This window comes from Mesorhizobium humile, assembly GCF_033977215.1.
Classification (GTDB): Bacteria; Pseudomonadota; Alphaproteobacteria; order Rhizobiales; family Rhizobiaceae; genus Mesorhizobium; species Mesorhizobium humile.
Map to the genome: position 1 here is coordinate 20,081 of NZ_JAVIIV010000015.1, position 20,976 is coordinate 41,056.

Annotated in this window: 19 protein-coding genes and 1 pseudogene; 10 read left to right on the top strand and 10 right to left on the bottom strand. The window is 66.0% G+C overall.

All coding sequences use genetic code 11. The features are described from left to right. Positions 1-62 precede the first annotated feature (62 nt). Positions 63-1,247 (top strand): annotated as a pseudogene (uxuA, locus tag RFM52_RS21245) (mannonate dehydratase). 67 nt (positions 1,248-1,314) lie between these two features. Here uxuA and atzF read toward each other — a convergent pair. From atzF to RFM52_RS21285, 8 genes are read right to left on the bottom strand one after another with little or no spacing between them, the layout of a single operon-like run. Further along, entirely contained in the window at positions 1,315-3,147 is a 1,833-nt protein-coding gene (atzF, locus tag RFM52_RS21250) for an allophanate hydrolase (RefSeq protein ID WP_320296999.1), read from the bottom strand. Beyond that, on the bottom strand, positions 3,144-3,494 hold the full coding sequence (locus RFM52_RS21255; protein ID WP_320296998.1) for a cupin domain-containing protein: 351 nt from the start codon (positions 3,492-3,494) through the stop codon (positions 3,144-3,146). The genes atzF and RFM52_RS21255 overlap by 4 nt, the downstream gene beginning before the upstream one ends. Beyond that, positions 3,487-4,155, bottom strand: coding sequence for a cysteine hydrolase family protein (locus RFM52_RS21260; RefSeq protein WP_320296997.1), 669 nt, complete (start codon positions 4,153-4,155; stop codon positions 3,487-3,489). The genes RFM52_RS21255 and RFM52_RS21260 overlap by 8 nt, the downstream gene beginning before the upstream one ends. Continuing rightward, positions 4,155-5,687 (bottom strand): ABC transporter ATP-binding protein, encoded by a 1,533-nt coding sequence (locus RFM52_RS21265; RefSeq protein WP_320296996.1) that lies wholly within the window; start codon positions 5,685-5,687, stop codon positions 4,155-4,157. The genes RFM52_RS21260 and RFM52_RS21265 overlap by 1 nt, the downstream gene beginning before the upstream one ends. Positions 5,688-5,697: 10 nt before the next feature. Then, entirely contained in the window at positions 5,698-6,399 is a 702-nt protein-coding gene (gene biuH / locus RFM52_RS21270; RefSeq protein WP_320296995.1) for a biuret amidohydrolase, read from the bottom strand. A 40-nt stretch (positions 6,400-6,439) separates the two neighbouring features. Continuing rightward, positions 6,440-7,366, bottom strand: coding sequence for an ABC transporter permease (locus RFM52_RS21275; protein WP_320296994.1), 927 nt, complete (start codon positions 7,364-7,366; stop codon positions 6,440-6,442). After that, positions 7,366-8,490 (bottom strand): ABC transporter permease, encoded by a 1,125-nt coding sequence (locus tag RFM52_RS21280; protein WP_320296993.1) that lies wholly within the window; start codon positions 8,488-8,490, stop codon positions 7,366-7,368. The genes RFM52_RS21275 and RFM52_RS21280 overlap by 1 nt, the downstream gene beginning before the upstream one ends. Before the next feature lie 28 nt (positions 8,491-8,518). Then, positions 8,519-9,646, bottom strand: coding sequence for a BMP family ABC transporter substrate-binding protein (locus RFM52_RS21285; RefSeq protein ID WP_320296992.1), 1,128 nt, complete (start codon positions 9,644-9,646; stop codon positions 8,519-8,521). Positions 9,647-9,984: 338 nt separating this feature from the next. On the opposite strand from RFM52_RS21285, the gene RFM52_RS21290 reads away from it, so the two are divergent. Further along, the gene (locus RFM52_RS21290) at positions 9,985-10,638 is read left to right on the top strand and encodes a GntR family transcriptional regulator (protein ID WP_320297027.1); all 654 of its coding nucleotides are present in this window, start codon (positions 9,985-9,987) and stop codon (positions 10,636-10,638) included. On the opposite strand, the gene RFM52_RS21295 is transcribed toward RFM52_RS21290, so the two are convergent. Beyond that, a complete protein-coding gene (locus tag RFM52_RS21295; RefSeq protein WP_320296991.1) occupies positions 10,616-11,428 on the bottom strand; it encodes a helix-turn-helix transcriptional regulator in 813 nt (270 codons plus the stop codon). The two genes, RFM52_RS21290 and RFM52_RS21295, sit on opposite strands and share 23 nt — an antisense overlap. Before the next feature lie 118 nt (positions 11,429-11,546). Here RFM52_RS21295 and RFM52_RS21300 point away from each other — a divergent pair, with 118 nt between their 5' ends. The 8 genes from RFM52_RS21300 to RFM52_RS21335 all read left to right on the top strand — a co-directional run bounded on the left by RFM52_RS21300 (position 11,547) and on the right by RFM52_RS21335 (position 20,405). Beyond that, positions 11,547-12,683, top strand: coding sequence for an ABC transporter ATP-binding protein (locus RFM52_RS21300; RefSeq protein WP_320296990.1), 1,137 nt, complete (start codon positions 11,547-11,549; stop codon positions 12,681-12,683). After that, positions 12,664-13,827: an ABC transporter substrate-binding protein gene (locus RFM52_RS21305; RefSeq protein ID WP_320296989.1), complete on the top strand. Its 1,164-nt coding sequence runs from the start codon at positions 12,664-12,666 to the stop codon at positions 13,825-13,827. Before RFM52_RS21300 ends, RFM52_RS21305 begins: the two co-directional genes overlap by 20 nt. Before the next feature lie 77 nt (positions 13,828-13,904). Continuing rightward, positions 13,905-14,768 carry an ABC transporter permease gene (locus RFM52_RS21310; RefSeq protein ID WP_320296988.1) on the top strand — a complete coding sequence of 288 codons (864 nt, stop codon included), beginning with the start codon at positions 13,905-13,907 and terminating at the stop codon, positions 14,766-14,768. Further along, positions 14,768-15,580 (top strand): ABC transporter permease, encoded by an 813-nt coding sequence (locus RFM52_RS21315; RefSeq protein WP_320296987.1) that lies wholly within the window; start codon positions 14,768-14,770, stop codon positions 15,578-15,580. The genes RFM52_RS21310 and RFM52_RS21315 overlap by 1 nt, the downstream gene beginning before the upstream one ends. A gap of 11 nt (positions 15,581-15,591) precedes the next feature. Beyond that, on the top strand, positions 15,592-16,353 hold the full coding sequence (locus tag RFM52_RS21320) for an SDR family NAD(P)-dependent oxidoreductase (RefSeq protein ID WP_320297026.1): 762 nt from the start codon (positions 15,592-15,594) through the stop codon (positions 16,351-16,353). Positions 16,354-16,735: 382 nt separating this feature from the next. Continuing rightward, positions 16,736-18,106 carry a glutamine synthetase family protein gene (locus RFM52_RS21325; protein ID WP_320296986.1) on the top strand — a complete coding sequence of 457 codons (1,371 nt, stop codon included), beginning with the start codon at positions 16,736-16,738 and terminating at the stop codon, positions 18,104-18,106. A gap of 2 nt (positions 18,107-18,108) precedes the next feature. Then, positions 18,109-19,407: an NAD(P)/FAD-dependent oxidoreductase gene (locus RFM52_RS21330; RefSeq protein ID WP_320296985.1), complete on the top strand. Its 1,299-nt coding sequence runs from the start codon at positions 18,109-18,111 to the stop codon at positions 19,405-19,407. Between the two features lie 212 nt (positions 19,408-19,619). Further along, a complete protein-coding gene (locus RFM52_RS21335) occupies positions 19,620-20,405 on the top strand; it encodes a DeoR/GlpR family DNA-binding transcription regulator (RefSeq protein WP_320296984.1) in 786 nt (261 codons plus the stop codon). An 8-nt stretch (positions 20,406-20,413) separates the two neighbouring features. Here the strand turns inward: RFM52_RS21335 and RFM52_RS21340 are convergent, their stop codons facing one another. Further along, complete coding sequence (locus RFM52_RS21340) at positions 20,414-20,920, bottom strand: L-2-amino-thiazoline-4-carboxylic acid hydrolase (protein WP_320296983.1); 507 nt, start codon at positions 20,918-20,920, stop codon at positions 20,414-20,416. Positions 20,921-20,976: the final 56 nt, after the last annotated feature.

Sequence of the window (20,976 nt, forward strand, 5' to 3'; positions counted from 1 at the left end):
TGATTTGACGGCCATTGTCATCCGACAATATGGTCGGTCGCAACCGCACGAAAGAGGCAGTCATGGAACAAAGCTGGCGCTGGTATGGGCCGAACGATCCGGTCACGCTCGATCACATCAAGCAGGCGGGCGCTACGGGCATCGTGACGGCACTGCACAACATCTATGACGGCAGCGCCTGGCCGCTCGACGCCATCCTGGAGCGCAAGCGCATCATCGAGGCGGCGGGCCTGACCTGGTCGGTGGTGGAGAGCATTCCCGTCCACAACTCGATCAAGACCGGCACGCCGGAACGGGAGCGCTACGCCGGCTGGTACAAGGACACGATCCGGGCGCTGGCCAAGGCCGGCATCTCCACCATCTGCTACAATTTCATGCCGGTGGTCGACTGGACCCGCACCGATCTGATGTACCGGCTGCCGACCACCGGCTACGCGCTGCGCTTCGACGCGCTCGACTTCGCCGCCTACGACGTCTTCGTGCTGAAGCGGCCGAACGCTGAGGCGAGCTATAGCCCGGCGCGGCTCGAGGAGGCGGAAGCGCGGCTCAGGACCTTGAGCAGCGAGGACATCGACAGGATCGAGCGCAACCTGATCGCCGGCCTGCCGGCCACCGAGCGCACCTACAATCGCGAGACGATGCGCGACGCGCTCGCCGACTATGCGGCGATCGGCCCGGCCGAACTGCGCGCCAATCTCGCCTGGTTCCTTAATGAGATCATCCCGGCGGCCGAGGAAGTCGGCGCGCGCATGTGCATCCATCCCGACGATCCGCCCTTCTCGCTCTACGGCCTGCCGCGCGTGGTCTCCACCGCCGATGACGCGCGCTTCATCCTGGGCACGGTCGACAGCCCGTCGAACGGGCTGACCTTCTGCACCGGCTCCTACGGCGCGCGCGCCGACAACGACCTGGTCGCGATGATCGAGGAATTCGGGCCAAGAATCCATTTCGCGCATCTGCGCAACGTGACGCGCGAAAAGGACGGCTCCTTCTACGAGGCGGAGCATCTGGAGGGCTCGACCGACATGGCCGAAGTCATCCTGGCGCTGATGAAGGAATAGGCGCGCCGGCGCAAGGAGGGCCGCTCCGACTGGCGCATCCCGATGCGGCCGGACCATGGCCATCTGCTTGCAGACGATATCGGCAAGACGAAGATCAATCCCGGCTATTCGCTGATCGGCAGGCTAAAGGGCCTTGCCGAATTGCGCGGCATCATGCGGGCGGTGGAGCGGTTCGAGCTGGCCTGACGCAGACCGGCGGGCCCCTGCTTCGAAATGAGCTTCAGTCCGCTTGGCGGCCCAAAGCGAGCCCTGGTCAATTGGAGGGAACGCTCTCCAATTGTCGTTGAATCGCGTTCGCCCCGCTGACGTAGCTGCGCCAGCCGCCATATGCCGAGATGTCCGTCGCCGCCGCCAGGCCGGCGGTCTCTGCCAGGAAACCTTTCGCCGAGGTGCCGTCGTCAAGCTCGATGGTGCCGATGCCGAGCGGCGGCGGGATGGCCGCTACGAAACGGCCGAAGGCGTCGGCGCAGAGGCGCCAGACCTCGATCTCGATGGCGGCGCCGCCGCTGCCGACCCGGACAAGCCCGGGCTTGGGCGGTGTCTGGCCGGCGAGTTCATAGAGCTTATAGGCAGGAGCCGTCCGCGCCAACCTGCAGAAGCGCGCGCCGGCCTCCTTCAATTGGCCGTTGAGCGGCATTCCCGAAAGATGCGCGCCGACCACCACCAGTTCGATCGTGCCGTCCTCGGCCGATGCGCCGACAGGCCGCGCGCTCGACTGCCGCCATCCGGTCGCGCCGAGGGTGAGGCCGCTCGCGGCATGCAGATCGCGCGCGACCGCCGCGACGAGACCGTCCCGCCCGGCTGCCGCAAGCAGGGTCACGCTCATCGGCAGGCCGTCGCCGCGCGTGCCGGCCGGCACGGCGATGCCGCACATGTCGAGGAGATTGACGAAATTGGTATAGGTGCCGAGCCGGCTGTTGGTGGCGATCGGATCGGCAAGCACGGCATCGACGGTATAGTGGGTCGGCGCGGTCGGCACGCAGAACAGATCGACGGAAGCGATAACTGGAGCGAGGCGCGCCTTGTAGGCCTGCAAGGCATAGAGCCCGCGGAAGGCGTCGGCGGCCGACAGGCTCCTGGCGCCGCCGATGATCTTGCGCGTCACCGGATGGAGCGTGCCTTCATTCGCGTCGAAGAAATCGCGGATCGCGGCGTAGCGCTCGGCCACCCAGGCGCCTTCATAGAGGAGATCGGCGGTGGCGTAGAAGTCGCCGAACGGGATTTCGACAAGCCTGGCGCCGAGCGCCTCCAGGGCGGCGAGACCGGCCTCGAAACCGGCCTGCATCGACGCGTCGCCGAAGAACTTCAGGTCGGCCCTTGCCGGGATGCCGACGGTCAGCACCGGCGGGCGGGCTGCGAGGGGCAGAGCGGCGACCGCGCGCGAATAGGGATCGGCGGCATCGTGCGCCGCGGCGACCGAGAACACCGCATAGGCGTCGTCGACCGTCAACGCGAAGACCGAGACGCAGTCGAGCGTGCGGCAGGCCGGCACGACACCCGTCGTCGACAGCGCGCCGACCGTCGGCTTCAGCCCGACGATGTTGTTGAGGCCGGCCGGAATGCGCCCCGAGCCGGCGGTGTCGGTGCCGAGCGCGAAGCAAACGATGCCGCGCGCCGTCGCCACCGCCGAGCCGGAGGAGGAGCCGCCGGGCACCAGTTTCGGATCGATCGCATTCCTTGGGATCGGCCAGGACGTGCGCGCCCCGACGAGGCCGGTGGCGAACTGGTCGAGATTGGTCTTGCCGACGACCAGGGCGCCCGCGGCCCTGAGCCGCGCCACGACCGTGGCGTCTCTGGCAGGCGCATAGGCAAATTCGGCGCAGCCGGCCGTGGTCGGCATGCCGACGACATCGATATTGTCCTTGACGGCGAAAGGTATGCCCCAGAGCGGCTTGGCCGCGGGATCGAACGGGCCGAGTGCTTCAGCCTGCTCCAGCAACTCCGTCCTCGTCGCCAGGTGGATGAAGATGCCGGGATCGCCGGCCGCCCCGATGCGGGCCAGCACCGTATCGATCACCTCGGCTATGTCGGTGCTGGCCCGGTAGGCCGCGTGCAGGCTGCCGATGTCGAAGCGGATGTCGCTCATTTCGTGTCCCCCAGAATGATCACCGGCAGGTCCCATTGAATCAGCACGACACAGCCTCCATCGGTCCACACCGAATGCTCGGTGCCGACCGGATTGAGGATCACGCTGCCCGCAGGATAGTTCCCGTTCTCGTCGCTCTGGATGCCGTCCAACACGACGATGGTTTCCAGCCCGGCATGGCGATGGCGCGGCACGCTGGCACTCGGCTGATATTTGAGGACGGCGACCGAGGGTTCGACCGGCCCGCCCCTGAGAAGCCAGTGGACCGTGACGCCGTCGCGGAAAGGCTCGAACGCCAGATCGCGCCAGCCGCCGTCGGCGAGGCCGGCAAAGGCAAGATTAGGCATTCGCAATTCCCTCGAGCACCTGGTCGGTCGTCGCCGTCCAGCCGACGATTGCGCCCTGCGCCCTGATCATGGCCAGCGCGGCCGCCTTGAATTCGGGAAAGTAGCTTTCCGTCGCATCCTCGGCGACCAGGCATTCGTAGCCGCGGTCGTTGGCCTCGCGCATCGTCGTCTGCACGCAGACTTCGGTCGTCACGCCGGCAAACACCAGTTGCCGCGCGCCGATGCGCTTCAGGTCGTCGCTGAGGCCGGTCGCGTAGAAGGCGCCCTTGCCGGGCTTCTCGATGACGATCTCGCCCGGCAACGGCGCGAGCTCGTCGAGGATCGCCGTGCCCGGCTCGCCCGCGATCAGCACGCGCCCCATCGGGCCGGCATCGCCAATGCGGATCGATGGATTGCCTCGGTCGCGCTTGGCGGGCGGCAGGTCGGAAAGGTCCGGCCTATGGCATTCCATGGTGTGGATCACCGGCAGGCCGGCGGCGCGAAAACCCTCGATCAGCCGCTTCACCGTCGGCACGATCGCCGTGACCCGGCTGACGTCGTTGCCAAGGCTGGCGCCGAAGCCGCCCGGCTCGGCGAAGTCGCGCTGCATGTCGATGACGATGAGCGCCATCGTCTGAGGCCTGAAGGCGAACGTGAACGGCAGTGCGTCGATTTCCGCCATCAGTGGTGCCCCGCCATGTGCTCGCCGATCGTCTGCACGCTCGCCTGCGCGATCGGCGTCTCGTAGACGAGCGCACCGTCGGACATGACCAGGATGCGATCGGAGAGCTCCAGGAGCTCGTCGAGGTCTTCGGACATCAAAAGCACCGCGGCCCCCGCGTTGCGCGCCTTCATGATGCGGGCGCGGATTTCGGCGACTGCGGAGAAATCGAGGCCGAAGCAGGGATTCGAGACGATGAGCAGGTCGACCTCGCCGGTTAGCTCGCGGGCGAGCACGGCGCGCTGCACATTGCCGCCCGACAGCGAGGCGATCGGCGAGGAGAGCGATGCCGTCTTGACCTTGAACTGCTCGACCAGGCGGGCGCTGAAGGACTTGATGGCGCCGGCGCTGATCCAGCTCACCGGCCTGCCGTTGCCGTCCACGTCGAAGGTGCGGAAGGCGATGTTCTCGGCGACCGTCATCCTCGGCGCGCAGGCATTCTTCAGCGGCTCCTCCGGGATGAGGCGGACATTGAGCGCGCGCGCCTCGGCGCGCGTCGCCGCATAGGCGCTGCCGCGCACCATCACCTCGCCGCCATTGCGGGGGCGCTGCCCGGCCAACACTTCGAGAAATTCCTTCTGGCCGTTGCCGGAAATGCCGGCGATGCCGACGATCTCGCCCGAACGCACGCCGAGATCCGCGATGTCGATCGACTTGAGGCCGGTGCGGTCCGGCGCCTTCAGCGCCTTCACCTTGAGAACGATCTCGGCGTCCGGCTTCGGCTCGGCGCGGCTGTCGAGCGCCGCGATCGGCTGGTCGCCGATCATCATCGCCGCCATCTCCCTGTGCGAGAGATCGGAGACCTTGCCGGTTCCGGTGAGCCTGCCCTTGCGCAGCACCGTGATGTCGTCGGCGAAGGCCGTGACCTCGTGGAACTTGTGGGAGATCATCAGCACGGTGAGGTCGCCGGCCTTGGTCATGCCGCGCACAAGGCCAAGCACTTCCTGCGCCTCGCCCGGGGTGAGCACGGATGTCGGCTCGTCCAGCACCAGGAAATTGCGGCCGAGATAAAGCTGCTTGATGATCTCCAGCTTCTGCTTCTCGCCGGCGGCAAGCTCGGCCACCTTGACGTCGAGCGGCACTTTGAACGGCATGCCGCTCATGAAGGCGGCCAGCGCGCCGCGCTCTCTGCGCCAGTCGATGACGCCCGGCACCGTCTCACGCGAGATGACCAGGTTCTCGGCGCCCGTCAGCGACGGCACGAGCGTGAAATGCTGATAGACCATGCCGAGGCCGAGCGCCGAGGCATCCCTGGGGCTGGCGATCGCGACCTGACGCCCGTCGACCAGCATGTCGCCCGACGTCGGGTGGTAGAAACCCATCATGCATTTGACGAGCGTCGACTTGCCGGCGCCGTTCTCGCCGAGCAGGGCGTGGAAGGAGCCCGCCGGCACCTTGATGGAGACATCGTCCAGCGCCGTGAAGGCGCCGAAGCGCATGGTCATGCCGATGGTCTCGACGCCGATCGCCTTTCCGTGGAGGCTACTGCTCATCGCCGGCTCCTCAAGGCAGCTGCGCGACGAGCGCCGCGGAATTCGACACCGCGCCGAACACGCCGCCCTGCATCTTGATCATCTTGATGGCCGCCAGATGGTTGCCGTAGTCGGTCGCCCCGCAGCAATCCTCCAGCATCACGCATTCGAAGCCGCGATCGTTGGCCTCGCGCATGGTGGTGTGCACGCACACATCGGTGGTGATGCCGGTGAGCACGATGTTTTCGATGCCGCGCTGGTTGAGGATCAGCTCGAGATCGGTGGCGCAGAAGGAGCCCTTGCCCGGCTTGTCGATGATCGGCTCGCCCTCGGCCGGATAAAGGTCGGGGATGATGTCCCAGCCCGGCTCGCCGCGCACCAGGATGCGCCCGCAAGGGCCGGGGTCGCCGATGCCGGCATTGATGCGGCGCGAGCGCCAGCGCTTGTTGGCAGGCAGGTCGGCAAGGTCGGGGCGATGGCCCTCGCGCGTGTGCATGACCGTGTAGCCCTTGGCGCGCATGGCCGACAGCACCGACTTGATCGGCTCGATCGGAGCGCGGACCAGCGACAGGTCATAGCCCATATGGTCGACATAGCCGCCCGGTCCGCAGAAATCGGTCTGCATGTCGATGATGATCAGCGCCGTGTTGTCCGGCCGCAGATCGCCATTGTAGGGCCAGGGATAGGGATCGGCGTCAATGTAGCGCTGGGTGATCTCGGCTCTGGCGTTCATGGCAAGGACTCCGGTCTCGCGAGCGGTTCTGATGGAATGGTCACTTGGTGATGGACAGTTCGCCGGGCGCGCCGGCGAGCGTTCGGCTCGGCGACGAGGTGGCGATCATGATGACGAGGGTGAGGATGTAGGGCGCGGCGTAGAACAGGTAGTAGCCTTGCGTGACGCCGACCGACTGCAGTGCCGGGCCAAGTGCCCCGGCGCCGCCGAAAAGCAAGGCCGCGGCGAAGCAGCCAAGCGGGTTCCAGCGTGCGAAGATGACCAGCGCCACCGCCATCAGTCCCTGGCCGGACGAGATGCGCTCGGTCCAGCTGCCGGGATAGTAAAGCGACAGATAGGCGCCGCCGATGCCGGCCAGCGCGCCGCCGACGCCGGTGGCGAGCAGACGCACCGTGTTGGGGTTGAGCCCCATGGCGCGCGCGGCATCGGCGCTGTCGCCGACAACGCGCACGATCAGGCCGATGCGGGTGTTGCGGAAGGCCCACCAGAGGAAGACGGCAAGCGCTGCGCCGATCAGGAACAGCACGTTGACGTTGAGCGCCGCCTGCACCTGCGGGATGTCGGACCAGGCGCCGAAGGGGATTGCCGGCAGGTCGGGCGCCGAGGGCTGGATGAAGGGCTTGCCGAAGAAGAAGGCCAGCCCGGTGCCGAACAGCATCAGGGCGATGCCGATGGCGATGTCGTTGACCTTCGGGAATTTGCAGATCCAGCCATGGAAGAGGCCGAAGCAGAGGCCGGCGACGGCCGCGGCCAGCAGGCCGGGCCAGGGCGAGCCGGTCATCACCGCGACCGCGTAGGCGCTCATGGCGCCGAACACCAGCGTGCCCTCGAGGCCGAGATTGATGCGGCCGGAGCGCTCGGTGATGGCTTCGCCGAGCGAGACGAAGATGAAGGGGGTGGAGACGCGGATGGCGCCGCCCAGCATGGCGAGCGGCACGCCCCATAGCCCGATGTCGGTCGTCTCCATCAGGTGTTCCTCCGCCAGAGATCGGGATTGAAGAGCTTGAAGCGGCCGTAGAAGGTCTCGCTGAACAGGATGACGATGAAGAGCATGCCCTGCAGCACCAGGACGGTCGCGTCGGGCAGGTCCATGCGGCGCTGTATCAGTCCGCCGGACGCGTCGATGCCGCCAAGCAGGATGGCGACGGGGATGATGGCGAGCGGGTTGTGGCGGGCAAGGAAGGCTACGAGGATGCCGGTGTAGCCATAGCCCGCGGCAAGCGAGCCGTTGGCGCTGCCCTGCACGGCCGCGACCTCCATCATGCCGGCAACGCCGGCGAAGCCGCCGGCAAGCGCGGTGAAGCCGACGATCAGCGGACCGACGGCAAGACCCTGGACTTGCGCCGCCCTGACATTGCCGCCGGCGATGCGGGCGGCGAAACCCCAACGGGTCTTCTCGATCAGCAGCCAGGAGAGCACGCAGGCGAGGACGCCGATGACGAGGCCCCAATGCACTTCCATGCCCGGTATGTTGCCGACACGGTAGATGTCGGCGAGCGGCTGGGTCGAGGGCTTGTTCAGCGAGGCCGGGTCACGCAGCGGTCCTTCCACCAGATGGTTCATCACCGCGATCGCGATGTAGGCCATCAGCAGGCTCGAGATGGTTTCGTTGACGGCGCGGTAATGACGCAGCGCGCCGACGACACCTATCCAGATGCCGCCGGCGGCTGCGCCCCCCGCGCCCATGAGAAGGATGACGAGAAAAGCCGGCGCGCCGTTCAATGCCACGCCGATGGCGGCCGCGGCGACGCCGCCCAGCACGATCGCGCCTTCGCCGCCGATGACCACCAGGCCGAGGCGCGCCGGCAGCGCCACGCAGAGCGCCGCCAGCAAGAGCGGCGCGCCGCGCGACAGCGAGTTCTGGATCGAGAACCAGGAGCCGAAGCCGCCCCGCCACATCGTCTCGTAGAGCTGGACCGGCGACTTGCCGACAGCCAGGATGAACAGGCTGAACAGCACCATGCCGGCGACCAGCGCCGCGAGCGGAATGACGAAGGCCTCGGCCCGCCTGGCGATCCATTCGAGCGCCGGCCGATATCCCCGCGCATCGAGGATGGTCCGCACGTCCGGGCCGCTCACAGTGTCCGCCATATCCCGTCTCCCTCGGCGCGCGCGTGGCTCAGGCCGTCGAGCCGACGACGCCCTCGACGAGATAGTCCATGCTTTCGAGCTCGATGGCGGTCTCGGCGAAGGCCTGGCCCTCGGTCGCGACGACGGCGCCCTTGTTATTCTTCAACGGTCCCTTGATGACGGAGAAGCCGCCCTTCATCATTTCGGCCAGCGTGGCGTCGAATTGCTTGCGCGCCGCTTCGCCGACGGCCGGGCCCAGCGGGCTCATCTTGACGAAGCCGTCGGCCAGTCCGCCGCGCGTGAAATTGGGCAGCGGCTTGCCGGCGATGAGGTCGTCGACGAACATCTTATAGACCTTGGCCCAGTTCCATTCCGCGCCGGTCAGGTATTTTTCCGGCGCCAGCGGGCTCTGATTGGCGTGGTAGCCGCAGACGAAGGCGCTGCGTCCGGCGGTCGTCTCGACCACCACCTTGGGGCTGTCGACATGGCAGGTGACGACATCGGCGCCCTGGTCGACCAGCGCATTGGTGGCCTCGGCCTCCTTGACCGCCAGCGACCACTCGCCGGTGAAGATAACCTGGCAGGTGATCGCCGGATCGACCGAGCGGGCGCCAAGCAGGAAGGAATTGATGTTGAGCAGGACCTGCGGGATCGGCTTGGCGGCGACGAAGCCGAGTTTCTTCGACTTGGTGGTGTGGCCGGCGACGACGCCGTTCAGGTACTGGCCCATGCCGATATAGCCGAAATAGGAACCGGCGTTCATCGGGTGCTTGTCCTTGTTCCACATGCCGCCGCAATGGCGGAACTGCACGTCGGGGAACTTGGCGCACATGGCCAGCATATGCGGGTCGAAATAGCCGAAGGAGGTCGGGAAGATCAGCGAGGCACCGTCGAGATTGATCATCGATTCCATCGTCTTCTGGACGTCGACCGTCTCGGGGACGTTCTCTTCCTCGACGATGGAGATGCCCTCGATGCCCTTCAGCGATGCAGCTCCTTCGGCATGCGCCTGGTTGTAGCCGTAGTCGTCCTTCGGACCGACATAGATGAAGCCCACGGTCGCGGCGGCGGCGCGCGCCGCGCGGATCGGAAAGGCTGCCGAAGCCAGACCGAGCGCCGCTCCGGCGGCGGAGGTCTTGAGCAGGTCGCGGCGGCTAAGCATGAATCGGTCGGTCATATCGAATGCTCCCCTTTCTTGGACCCGGTCGGGGTCGTTTGACGTGCTGTCAAGAAAGTGCATGCAATCGTTGTGCCAGTTCCATTTCGTGATTTTCCGTAATAAAATCAATGTATGACTTTAGAGCGTTTGCATAAACCAAAGGCAAGTGCATGCACTTTTTGCCTGAAAAATGCTCAGTTTGACATTGAGGTTAAAATCTAGGCATACAGGAATGCGGCCTTGAGTCGAAATAGCCCGTGGGTCGTCCACCTTGCGGGCCGTCCGCGACAAACTGGACGGGAGGAGACGTGTCGGGAAAGCGCAGCTTGGTCAGGTCGGGAACGACCGTGGATCAGATGGTGAGGGCGATCGCGGATCGCATCGTCACCGGCTATCTGCGCCCGGGCGAAAGGCTCGACGAGGCCTCGCTCGCGGCCCGCTTCGACGTTTCGCGCACGCCGGTCCGGGAGGCGCTCGGCCAGTTGAGCGCCATCGGGCTGGTCGAGAGGCGGCCCAACCGGGGCGCCATCGTCGCCGTGGTCACGCAGGAGCATCTGGCCTCGATGTTCGAGAGCATGGCCGAACTGGAGGCGATCTGCGCCCGCTTCTCCGCCGAGCGCATGACCGGAGCCGAGCGCCGCTCGCTGGAGAGCGAGCACCAGGCATCGGCGCGCATGGTGCAGCTCGGGGCCGAGGAGGACTACGAGTATTTCAACACCGAATTCCACAGCAGGCTTTATCGCGGCGCCCACAACACGCATATCCATGATCTGACCGTGGCGACCCGCAGCCGGCTGGCACCGTTCCGGCGCGCGCAGTTCATGCTGCCGGGCCGGCTGGCCAAATCCTGGCAGGAACACGATGTGATCGTTACCGCGATCATGCGCGGGGACGCGGCGGCTGCCGGCAAGGCGGCCCGGGATCATGTCTCGATCGTCAGCGAGGCAAGCGCGGTGTTTGCGGCCGTCGACCCGGTGGAGTCGAGACTCACCCGATACGCGCGTCGATGATCTCGACGAAGCGGGCGAAGAGCCCGGCCTGCGACTTGATCTTCAGCTTGCGGTAGATGTTGCGGCGGTGGACCTTCACCGTCCCCGGCACGATCCTGAGTGCCCTGGCGATCGATTCCGTGGAATGGCCCTGCAGCACCAGGTCGACCACCTGCTTTTCGCGCGAGGTTAGCGACAGGCTCTTCCAGATATGGGCGCGGTCGAGCTCGTTGGTCACGGCGGTGGTTTCACCCGCCGGCGGCAGCGCGACCTGTTCGGCGGGCAAAGACGGCCAGCGCTGCCTGCAGAAGCCGATCACCGCCGGCGCCATGTCGCGCAGCAGCCTGGCATCCGCCGTTCCGAACGGCCCGGTGGCGCGCAGCCGCATCAGCGAGAGCACCAGCGCGTCCTTGCCGGCCAGAGGCACGAAGAAGCCGACCTCCTCGGCGAGACGGGTCTGGCTGTAGTAGGAGCGGTAGTACTCGCTGGCATAGAAGCGGTCTGGCGCCAGCTCGCGCATGCGCCAGAAGCCCTCCTTGCGCTCGACCGCGGCGTGGTGGAACGGGTCGAGCAGATAGGGCCCTTCCTGGTAGAGTGCGACGAAGATGTGGCTCTCCGCCGGCGAGAAGGTCTCGAACAGAAGCGGCGGCCGCGCAGCACCCCTATAGCCGAAGATCACGCAGTGGTCGAAGCGGACATGTCCGCTGAGCCAACCGACGATCGCCTTGCCGAAATGGTCGCCGCCGGTCTCGCGCGAAGCGGCGATCACGGCGGCCAGGGCGTTGTAGTCGTCACTGCGGGAGGCGGCCAATTCATACCCCTCTTAACGATAAAATCAGCTAAATATACCACCCGCGAGGTATATACTAGGTGCTATTGGCTCTGCTAGCGTCACCACATTGCCTCACGCTGTCGCTGGAGCCCGTGGCTTGACTGCAGTGCCCGATATCGAATTTCGCGCGGTCACCAAGCGCTACGGCGCGGTCACCGCAGTCAGCGGCATCGACCTTGCCATCCCGCCTTCCGCCTTCGTCGCGCTGCTCGGCCCCTCGGGCTGCGGCAAGACGACCTGCCTGCGCATGATCGGCGGCTTCGAGCAGCCGAGCGAGGGCCAGGTGCTGATCCGTGGCCGCGACATGGCCGGCACGCCGCCGTACCGGCGGCCGGTCAACATGGTGTTCCAGCAATATGCACTGTTCCCGCATCTCGACGTCGAGGAGAACATCTCCTACGGGCTGCGCCAGGCGAGGCCGCGGCTGTCGTCGCGCGAGATCTCCGCGAGGGCGGGCGAAGCGCTGGCCATGGTGCAGCTCGCCGGCTACGGCCGCCGAAAGATCCACGAGCTTTCCGGCGGCCAGCAGCAGCGCGTGGCGCTCGCCCGCGCGCTGGTCAACAAGCCGGCGGTGCTTCTGCTCGACGAGCCGCTGGCCGCACTCGACAAGAAGCTACGCACCGACATGCAGATCGAGCTGCAGAACCTGCAGCGCGAGATCGGCATCACCTTCGTGCTGGTCACCCACGACCAGGAGGAGGCGCTGTCGATGAGCGACTTCGTCTGCGTCATGAATGGCGGCCGCGTCGTCCAGCTTGGACAGCCGAGCGAAATCTATGACGAGCCCGCCGACCTGTTCGTCGCCGACTTCGTCGGCAAGACCAATCTGTTGAGCGGTGAGGTGGCCGGCCTTTCGGGCGATCTGGTCGATGTCGCGCTTGCCGACGGCACGGTGATTTCCGCGCGCAAGCGGCTGCCGCTCAGCCGGGGCGAGGCCGTGTCCGTCAGCCTGCGCCCGGAATCGCTCAGCCTCTCGGCGCCCGGAGGCGGCAGCCTGAAAGGCATCGTCCGCAACCGCATTTTCCTGGGCTCGACGGCCGAATACGCCATCGAGGTCCAGGGCATCGGATCTTTGCTCGCCAAGGCCGACCACGTGATCGGCCAGGGCAACCTCTTCAAGCCGGGCGAACCCGTCGCCATCGGCTTTGCCGCCGGAGCGCCGCTGGCGTTTCCGCACGCCAAGAACAACGGGACCAACCAGAGGGAAGACCAAAATGCCGAAATCCTATCGTGACGGACTGCCGATAAGCCCCGATAAATTCGTCGACCAATTGATGCGCCTGAAGCGCGGCTCGATCAGCCGGCGCGACTTCCTCGGCCTCACCGGCCTCGGCGTAGCGACCGCGGTGATGGCGCGCGAGCTCGGCATCATGCCGACGCCGGCCTTCGCCGCCGAGAATCTCGGCGACCGCATGTCGATCGCCACCTGGCCGAATTATCACGATCCGCAAACCTTCGAGAACTTCAAGGCCGATACGGGCGTCGCCGTCGAGGTCAACGTCTTCGGATCGAACGAGGAGATGCTGGCCAAGCTGCAGGCCGGCGGCTCGGGCTGGAGCCTGTTCGTGCCGACCAACTACACCATCTCGACCTACAAGAAGCTCGGCATCATCGAGCCGCTGGACATGGCCAAGCTCGGCAATTTCGACGGCAAGTCGGAAGACGCGCGCTTCACCGCGGAAGGCACGATCGACGGGACGATCTACGCGGTGCCGAAGAACTGGGGTACGACCGGCTTCGCCGTCAACACCAAGAAGCTCGCCAAGCCGATGTCGAGCTGGAAGGAATTCTGGGACACCGCCATGGCGGAAGGCGACGGCCGCACCATGGTGCATGACTACCAGCTGACCACGATCGGCAACGCGCTGAAATATTACGGCTACTCGTTCAACTCGCTGAAGCAGGACGAGCTCGCCAAGGCCGAGGAGCTGCTGCTCAAGGTCAAGCCGCATCTGTTCGCCGTGTCGAGCGACTACCAGCCGGGAATGCGCGCCGGCGACGCCTGGATGACGATGTGCTGGACCAATGACGGGGCTCAGCTTCATCGCGACATTCCCGATATCGCCTATGTGCTCGGCAAGGAGGGCGGCGAGATCTGGACCGACTTCTACGCCATCCCGAAGGACGCGCCGAACAAGCCGGCCGGCTACGCGCTGCTCAATTACCTGATGAACCCGAAGGTGGCGGTGAAGGAGCATCTGGCCAATGGCGCGCCCTCGACCGACGCGCGGGTCAACGCGCTGCTGCCCAAGGAAGTGCTCGACAACCCGATCCTCTATCCGGCGGCCGACCTGTTGAAGCCGCTGGAATTCGGCGCCGCCGCGACGCTGACCGATCCGGGCCGCGCCGAGCTGATGGCGCGCTTCAAGTCGGCTTGAGCGAGACCGGCAACAAACCCGACCAAGACAATGCGGCCGGCGGACGAAAGTCCGCCGGCTCCCAACCGGCTTTCCCGATGCGCGGCAGTCTCTTTCGCAAAAATCTCGTGACGGCGCTGCTGCTCGCCCCGGCGGCGCTGTGGCTGGTCGTCTTCCTGGTGCTGCCTTTCGTCGCCATCGCCATCTTCAGCGTCGGCGAGCGGGCGCCGGAGGGAGGCTATCAGGCCGCGCTGACCTTTGCGCAATATGCCAATCTGCCGGCGCGGGCGACCGCCTTCTGGAACACGATGGTGCTGGCGCCGATCGGCGCGCTGGCCTGCCTGCTCGTCGCCTATCCCGTCGCCTATTATCTGGCGCTGCGCGCGCCGCCGCGCTGGCGGCTGATCCTGCTCGCGCTGATCGTCATCCCGTTCTGGACCAGCCTTCTGATGCGCACCTATGCCTGGATGTATATCCTCGGCGGGCGCGGCATTCCGGCTTTGCTCGCCTATGCCGGCATCGAGGATCTCAGATTGATCAACACGCCGGGCGCGGTGCTGCTGGGCATCGTCTACGGCTACCTGCCGCTGATGATCCTGCCGATCTATGTCAGCCTGGAGCGGCTCGACCGCCGGCTGCTTGAGGCTTCCGCCGATCTGGGTGCCAAGCCGCTGTCGACCTTCCTCGGCGTGACGCTGCGGCTGTCGCTGCCCGGGGTGATGACCGGCTTCTCGCTGGTGATGATCCTGCTGCTCGGCGAATATCTGATCCCGACGCTGCTCGGCGGCGGCAAGGTGTTCTTCATCGGCAACGCGCTGGTCGATCTCTTCCTGCAATCGCGCAACTGGCCATTCGGATCGGCCATCGCCATCACATTGGTGCTGGTCTCGGTGGTGGTGCTGATCGTCGCCAACCACGTCTCGACCCGGCTTTCGGGCGCACGCCGGGTGGACCTGATCTGATGCGTGCCTTCGTCCTTGCGGTCTTTGCCTTCCTCTATCTGCCGATCGCGCTGGTCGTGCTGTTCTCCTTCAATGCCGGCCACCATGCCAGCGAGTTCACCGGCTTCTCGGTACAATGGTACGGCAAGGCGCTGTCCAATCCGTTCCTGGTGGAAGCGCTGAAGAATAGCCTGTTCATCGCCACGACCAGCGCGCTGCTCGCGGCCTTCTGCGGCACCGCCGCGGCGCTCGGGCTGCAGCGCGTCGGCGCGCGCACGCGGGCGCTCTTCGACGCGCTGCTCGGCGCGGCGATCGTCGTTCCCGGCGTCGTCATCGGTATCTCGACGCTGGTGGCGCTGGTGCAGCTTTTCGCCATCGTCAATCCATTCCTCGCTTCGCTGTGGCCGACCGACCAGCCGCCGCGGCTTTCGCTCGGCTATGGCTCGATCATCGCAGCGCACGGCCTGTTTTCGATGGCGCTGGTGACGATGATCGTCGGCACGCGGCTGAGCAGCCTTGACCGCAATCTCGTCGAGGCCTCGAGCGATCTCTACGCCACGCCGCTGACGACGTTCCGCTCGATCGTGCTGCCGCAGATCATGCCGGCGGTGATCGCGGGCTTCCTGCTCGCCTTCACCTTCTCCTTCGACGATTTCATCATCGCCTTCTTCGTCGCCGGCGCGCAGACCACACTGCCGATCTACGTCTTCGCCTCGATCCGGCGCGGCGTCACGCCAGAAATCAACGCCATCGCGACGATCGTGCTCTGCGCGTCGGTCCTGCTTGTGCTTCTCGCCCAATGGCAGCTCGGGCGCCGGAAGCCATCGCCTTGAAAGACAGATTCATGATCCTGAAAGACCGTATCGCCGTGGTGACGGGCGCCGGGTCGGGCATAGGGCGCGCCGGGGCCATGATCATGGCCAGGGAAGGGGCGCATGTGGTCATCGCCGACCGCGATCCTGCGGCTGGCGAAGCCGCGGCCTCCGACATCCGCGAAGCCGGCGGCCGCGCCGAGGCCGTCGCCACCGATGTCGGCAGCGACACAGCGGTCGAAGATCTGATCGAGGGAACGCTCGGCAGGCATGGCCGGATCGACATCCTGCACAGCCATGCCGGCATCCAGGTCGGCGGCACTCTGACGGAAGTGGGCACGGACGGCATGGATGCCTCCTGGCGCATCAATGTGCGGGCGCAGTTCCTGGCGGCGAAGACCGTGATGCCTTCGATGATCGCGCAGGGCGGCGGTGTCATCCTCAACACGGCGTCCAATTCCGGCGTCTTCTACGATCGCGAGATGATCGCCTATGCCACGTCCAAGCATGCCGTGGTGGCGATGACCCGGCAGATGTCCCTCGACTACGCCAGGCACAATGTGCGCATCAACGCGCTCTGCCCGGGCTGGGTCGACACGCCGTTCAACGAGCCGTTCATCACCCAGATGGGCGGGCGCGACGCCATCGAAAACTATGTCCGCACCAAGATCCCGATGGGGCGCTGGGCGAGCGCTGAGGAGATCGCCGAAGCCATTCTTTTCCTGGTCTCCGACCGCTCGTCTTTCATGACCGGGCAGGCGCTGGTGATCGATGGCGGCGAGAGCATCGGCTGATCTGGTCCAGCAATGCAGGCTTGCGCCGGCGGCGATGATCGGTCAAACCATAACTCCATTTTAGTGGGACCCGTCATGCAAGCTGCAAAACAGCAATACCGCGCCAGGCATTCGGTTGCCGACGGTATTTCGTTTGCGCGCGCGGGGTATCGCTGATCATGCGCTGCTGCCGCTTCGAGAATCTGCAGCGCGCGGAGGAGACGAAAGTCGGCTCGCATGTCGTTCGCGACGGCTGGACCGAAGGGGTGTGAGGCGTGCTCCACCCGGCTCTTGAGCCGGCCATCAGGCGGGCGTCCGTTCTCGGATAACGCAGCTTAGATAACGCCCTACCCGGAACGGACATGCCCGCCGAAGCGATTTCTCCTTCGTACGGACATGACCAATGCCTGACAATCAAGACTCTTCATTCGCCGGCGCGGACACGCAAAGCTGGCTGAAAACGCATGCGATCAGCGAGGTCGAGTGCCTCGTGCCCGACGTCAACGGCGTGCTGCGCGGCAAGACCTTGCCGGCGGCCAAATTCCTCAAGTCGCTCGAGGACCGCGCGCTCTATCTGCCGAGCAGCGCCTTCCTGGTGGCGATCGACGGCCGCTATTCCGGTTCCATAGACGAGGGTTTTGCCTATTCGGACCCGGACATGCGCATGGTGCCGGACATTTCCACGCTGTGCGTAGCGCCCGGCAGCGCCGGCAGGGCCTATGTTTTCGCCGACGCCTTCCACATGGACGACCGGCCCTGGATGGCTTCGCCACGCCATGTGCTGCGGGCGGTGCTCGACCTCTATCGCAAGCGCGGCTGGCGCGCGGTGATGGCGCCGGAAGTCGAATTCTATCTGACCGCGCCCAACCCCGATCCGGACCGGCCGCTGACCGCGCCGGTCGGGCGCAACGGCCGGCCGGAAAGCGTGCAGCATCCTTACGATATGCAGGCGCTTGAGGAATTCGAAGCGGTGACGCGACGCCTCTACGAGCATGCAGCGACCGCCGGTCTGCCGCTCGACACGCTGATCCACGAATCCGGAACGGCGCAGCTCGAGATCAATCTCCTGCATGGCGATCCGCTGGCGCTTGCCGACAAGGTGCTCTTGTTCAAGCGCCTGGCGCGGCAGATCGCGCAGGCGAACGGCATGCACGCCACCTTCATGGCCAAGCCGATCGCCGCACAGGCCGGCAGCTCGATGCATCTGCACATGTCGATCGTCGATGAGGCGGGCGAGCCCTTGTTTGCCGGCAAAGATGGCGAGGACACCGCGATGTTCGCGCATTTCATCGGCGGCCTGCAGAAATACATTCCCGAAATCATGCCGCTGTTCGCGCCGAACGTGAACTCCTACCGGCGCATCCGGCCAAACCACAGCGCCCCGGCCAACATCGAGTGGTCGCACGACAACCGCTCCTGCGGCCTGCGCGTGCCGATGGGCGGGCGCGCCGCGCGCCGCATCGAGAACCGGTTGCCTGGAGCGGACGCCAATCCTTACCTTGCCATGGCCGGCTCGCTGATCGCCGGCTATCTCGGTATCGAGGAGAAGCTTGCGCGCTCGCCGGAAGCCTTCGGCAATGCCTATAAAAGCAAGAGCACACTGCCAAAGACGATGGAGGAAGCGCTCGACCGATTCGCCGCCTGCGAGCCCGTGCGGGCGCTGCTCGGCGAGGATTTCTTCCAGACCTATCTGCGCGTGAAGAGCGTCGAGCTCGACCTGTTCCAGGGCGTCGTGACGTCCTGGGAACGCGACCATCTGCTGCTCAAGGTGTGATCATGGCCTCGCGTTCGACAGGTTTCAATTCCGGTCTCGATATCGGCAAATCCTATTATGTCGCCACCGCCAATCCGGCGCCCGACCATCCCGCGCTTGCCGGCGATGTCGAGGCCGATCTGGTGGTGGTGGGCGGCGGCTGCACGGGTCTGTCGGCGGCGCTGCATGCGGCCGAGCGTGGCCTCAAGGTGGTGCTGCTCGAAGGCGGCAAGATCGGCTGGGGCGCCTCGGGCCGCAATGGCGGCCAGATGATCCCCGGCCTGCGCAAGGGCGCCAGGGGGCTGGTCAAGACGTTCGGTCCGGAGCGGGCAAAGGCGCTGTTCGACCTCGCCTTCGAGGCGCGCGGGCTGGTCCTCGACATCATCGAGCGTCACGGCATCGAATGCGACTTGCGCCAGACCGGCCATCTGGTCGGCGCGGTCGGCGCTTCGGATGTGCGCGACTTCGAGGACGAGGCCGAGTGCCTCGCCAAGGTGATGAAGTTCACCGATGTCGAGATCCTGTCGGCTTCGCAGGCGCGGCAAAAGGTGGACACGCCCTATCAAGGCGCGGTCTTCGAGCCGCTCGGCGGCCACATGCATCCGCTGAACTACACGCTTGGGCTCGCCCGCGCCGCTTCCGCCGCAGGCGTCACCATCCATGAGAACTCGGTGGCCATCCGGCTGGAGCGCGAGCCGTCCATCCGGGTGTTCACCGGCAAAGGCTCGGTCCGCGCCAGGCACGTTGTGCTTGCTGGCGATGCGCTGCTCCAGGGATTGGAGCCGCGCGTCAACAGCCGCATCATGCCGGTCGGCAACTATATCGTTGCCACCGAGCCTTTGGGCGAACGCAATGTCATCCCGGCGAATGTCGCCGTCTCGGACACGCTGTTCGTCGTCAACTACTACCGCATGTCGGCGGACGGACGCCTGCTGTTCGGCGGCGGCGAGCGCTACACGCCGTCACCGCCGGCCGACATCGCCGGCTTCGTGCGGCCGCACATGGAAAAGACCTTCCCGCAGCTCAAGGGCTGCCGCATCGATCATGCCTGGGGCGGTCTGGTCTCGGTCACCACGTCGCGCCTGCCGCATGTCGGGCACTATGGCGAGGTCTATTTCGCGCATGGCTATTCCGGCAAGGGCGCCATCCTGTCGACGCTGTCCGGCAAGCTGCTGGCCGAAGCGATCACGGGCGATGCCTCGCGGCTCGATTTGTTCTCGACGCTGACGCCGCTGCCGTTCCCGGGCGGTACGGCGTTGCGCGGCCCGCTCTATGTGCTGGGCATGCTGTGGTACGCCATGCGCGATCGGTTGCGGCACTAGGGTCTGTTGATATTCAGGTGAGCCCGGCCTGCAAATGGCGGCTTCCTCCGCTTCCGGTGCTCACGTACTTTAAGTACGCTCCGCTCCGGTTCTCAGAAACCACCATTTTCGACTCGGCCTGACCTGAATCTCAATAGATCCCGGGCTGGCTTTCCCGTTCCCGGCGTGGCTAATGTCCTGGCGCCGGGAGGGAAATCCGCGAAGGAAGAGCGATGAACATCGAGCCTGACCGGCTGACGAAGAAAGAACGCCATGAGCTGATCCTGTCGGAGGTGCGGCGCTCGGCCTCGATCCGCATCTCGAAGCTTGCCCGCCGCATCGGGGTCGCCGGCGAGACCATCCGCCGCGACCTGATCGAGCTCGGCGAGGCAGGGCTCATCAACCGCACCTACGGCGGCGCCACCATTTCGCTGGTGACGTCGGAGCCGGTGATCGCCGAACGCGGCCTCACCATGGTCGAGGAGCGGGCCCGCGTCGGACGGGGTGCGGCCGGACTGATCGAGAGAGGCCGCGTCTTGATGATCGACGGCGGATCGACCACCTACGAGGTGGCGCGCAGCCTCTCGCAGCTCGGCCGGGACCTGACGATCATCACCAACTCCATCGGCGTCGCCTCAGTGGCCGGCGCCAATCCCGGCTTCCGCGTCATCCTTTGCCCCGGCACTTATGACAGCCGCGAGGCCGCGGTGCTCGGCGAGGACACGGTGGAATTCGTGCGGCGCTACAATGCCGATATCGCCATCATCGGCGCCTCGGCGCTGAACGCCGAGGGACCGAGCGACATGATCTCGGGCGCCGCGGCGGTGAAACGCGCGATGATGGGGCGATCGCTGTCGACGATGCTGGTCGTCACCAACGACAAGTTCGGCCGCAGCGGCCTGGAGCGCGTCTGCGCGCTGAGCCAGATTTCCGATGTCGTCACCGACAGCGAGCCGGCGGCGGCGCTGCGCGCCGCGATCGACGAAGCGGGCGGCGAGCTGCACGTCTTTGCCGAATAATTCTCCGGCTAAGCGTCACGATTGGTCAGCGCGATGTGACAGCAGCCGGAGCCGTGGCCCGGCGTCCAGGTGACATAGGCAAAGCGCACGCCGGTCGCCTCGAACAGGCCACGGTCGAAGGCGCCGGCGATGCGGCAGAGCGTGGCGAGTTTCTCCTCGCCGACGCCGGCCTCGACCCAGGCATCCTTCAGCGGGCAGCGCTTCACCTTGAAGGCGATGCGGTCCTGGCCTCGCTCGATGTCGGCGGGGTACATGCGCCCGCCATCCGGACTGACGGCGAGGAATGCTTCACCGATCGCCGGCGCGTCATTGGGGCCGAAGCCGGCGAAGGCCGCGGCCGCGACTTCCTGGCCGCGCTTCTCGATGCTGCGGATCATCACCGCCTCGGCCTTCTCGGCGCCGAGCTCGGCGGTCAGCTCGTCGAGGAAGAGGCGGTAGAGGTCGGCGCGGTTGCGGAAGGCCAAGTCGAGCTCACGCGACAGTTTCTCGGCTCTGGCTGCTTCGGGATCGGTCATGGCGTGTCCTGATTTTGTTGTTTGACCATGATCTTGTCCGCAAACCGGTTGCCACT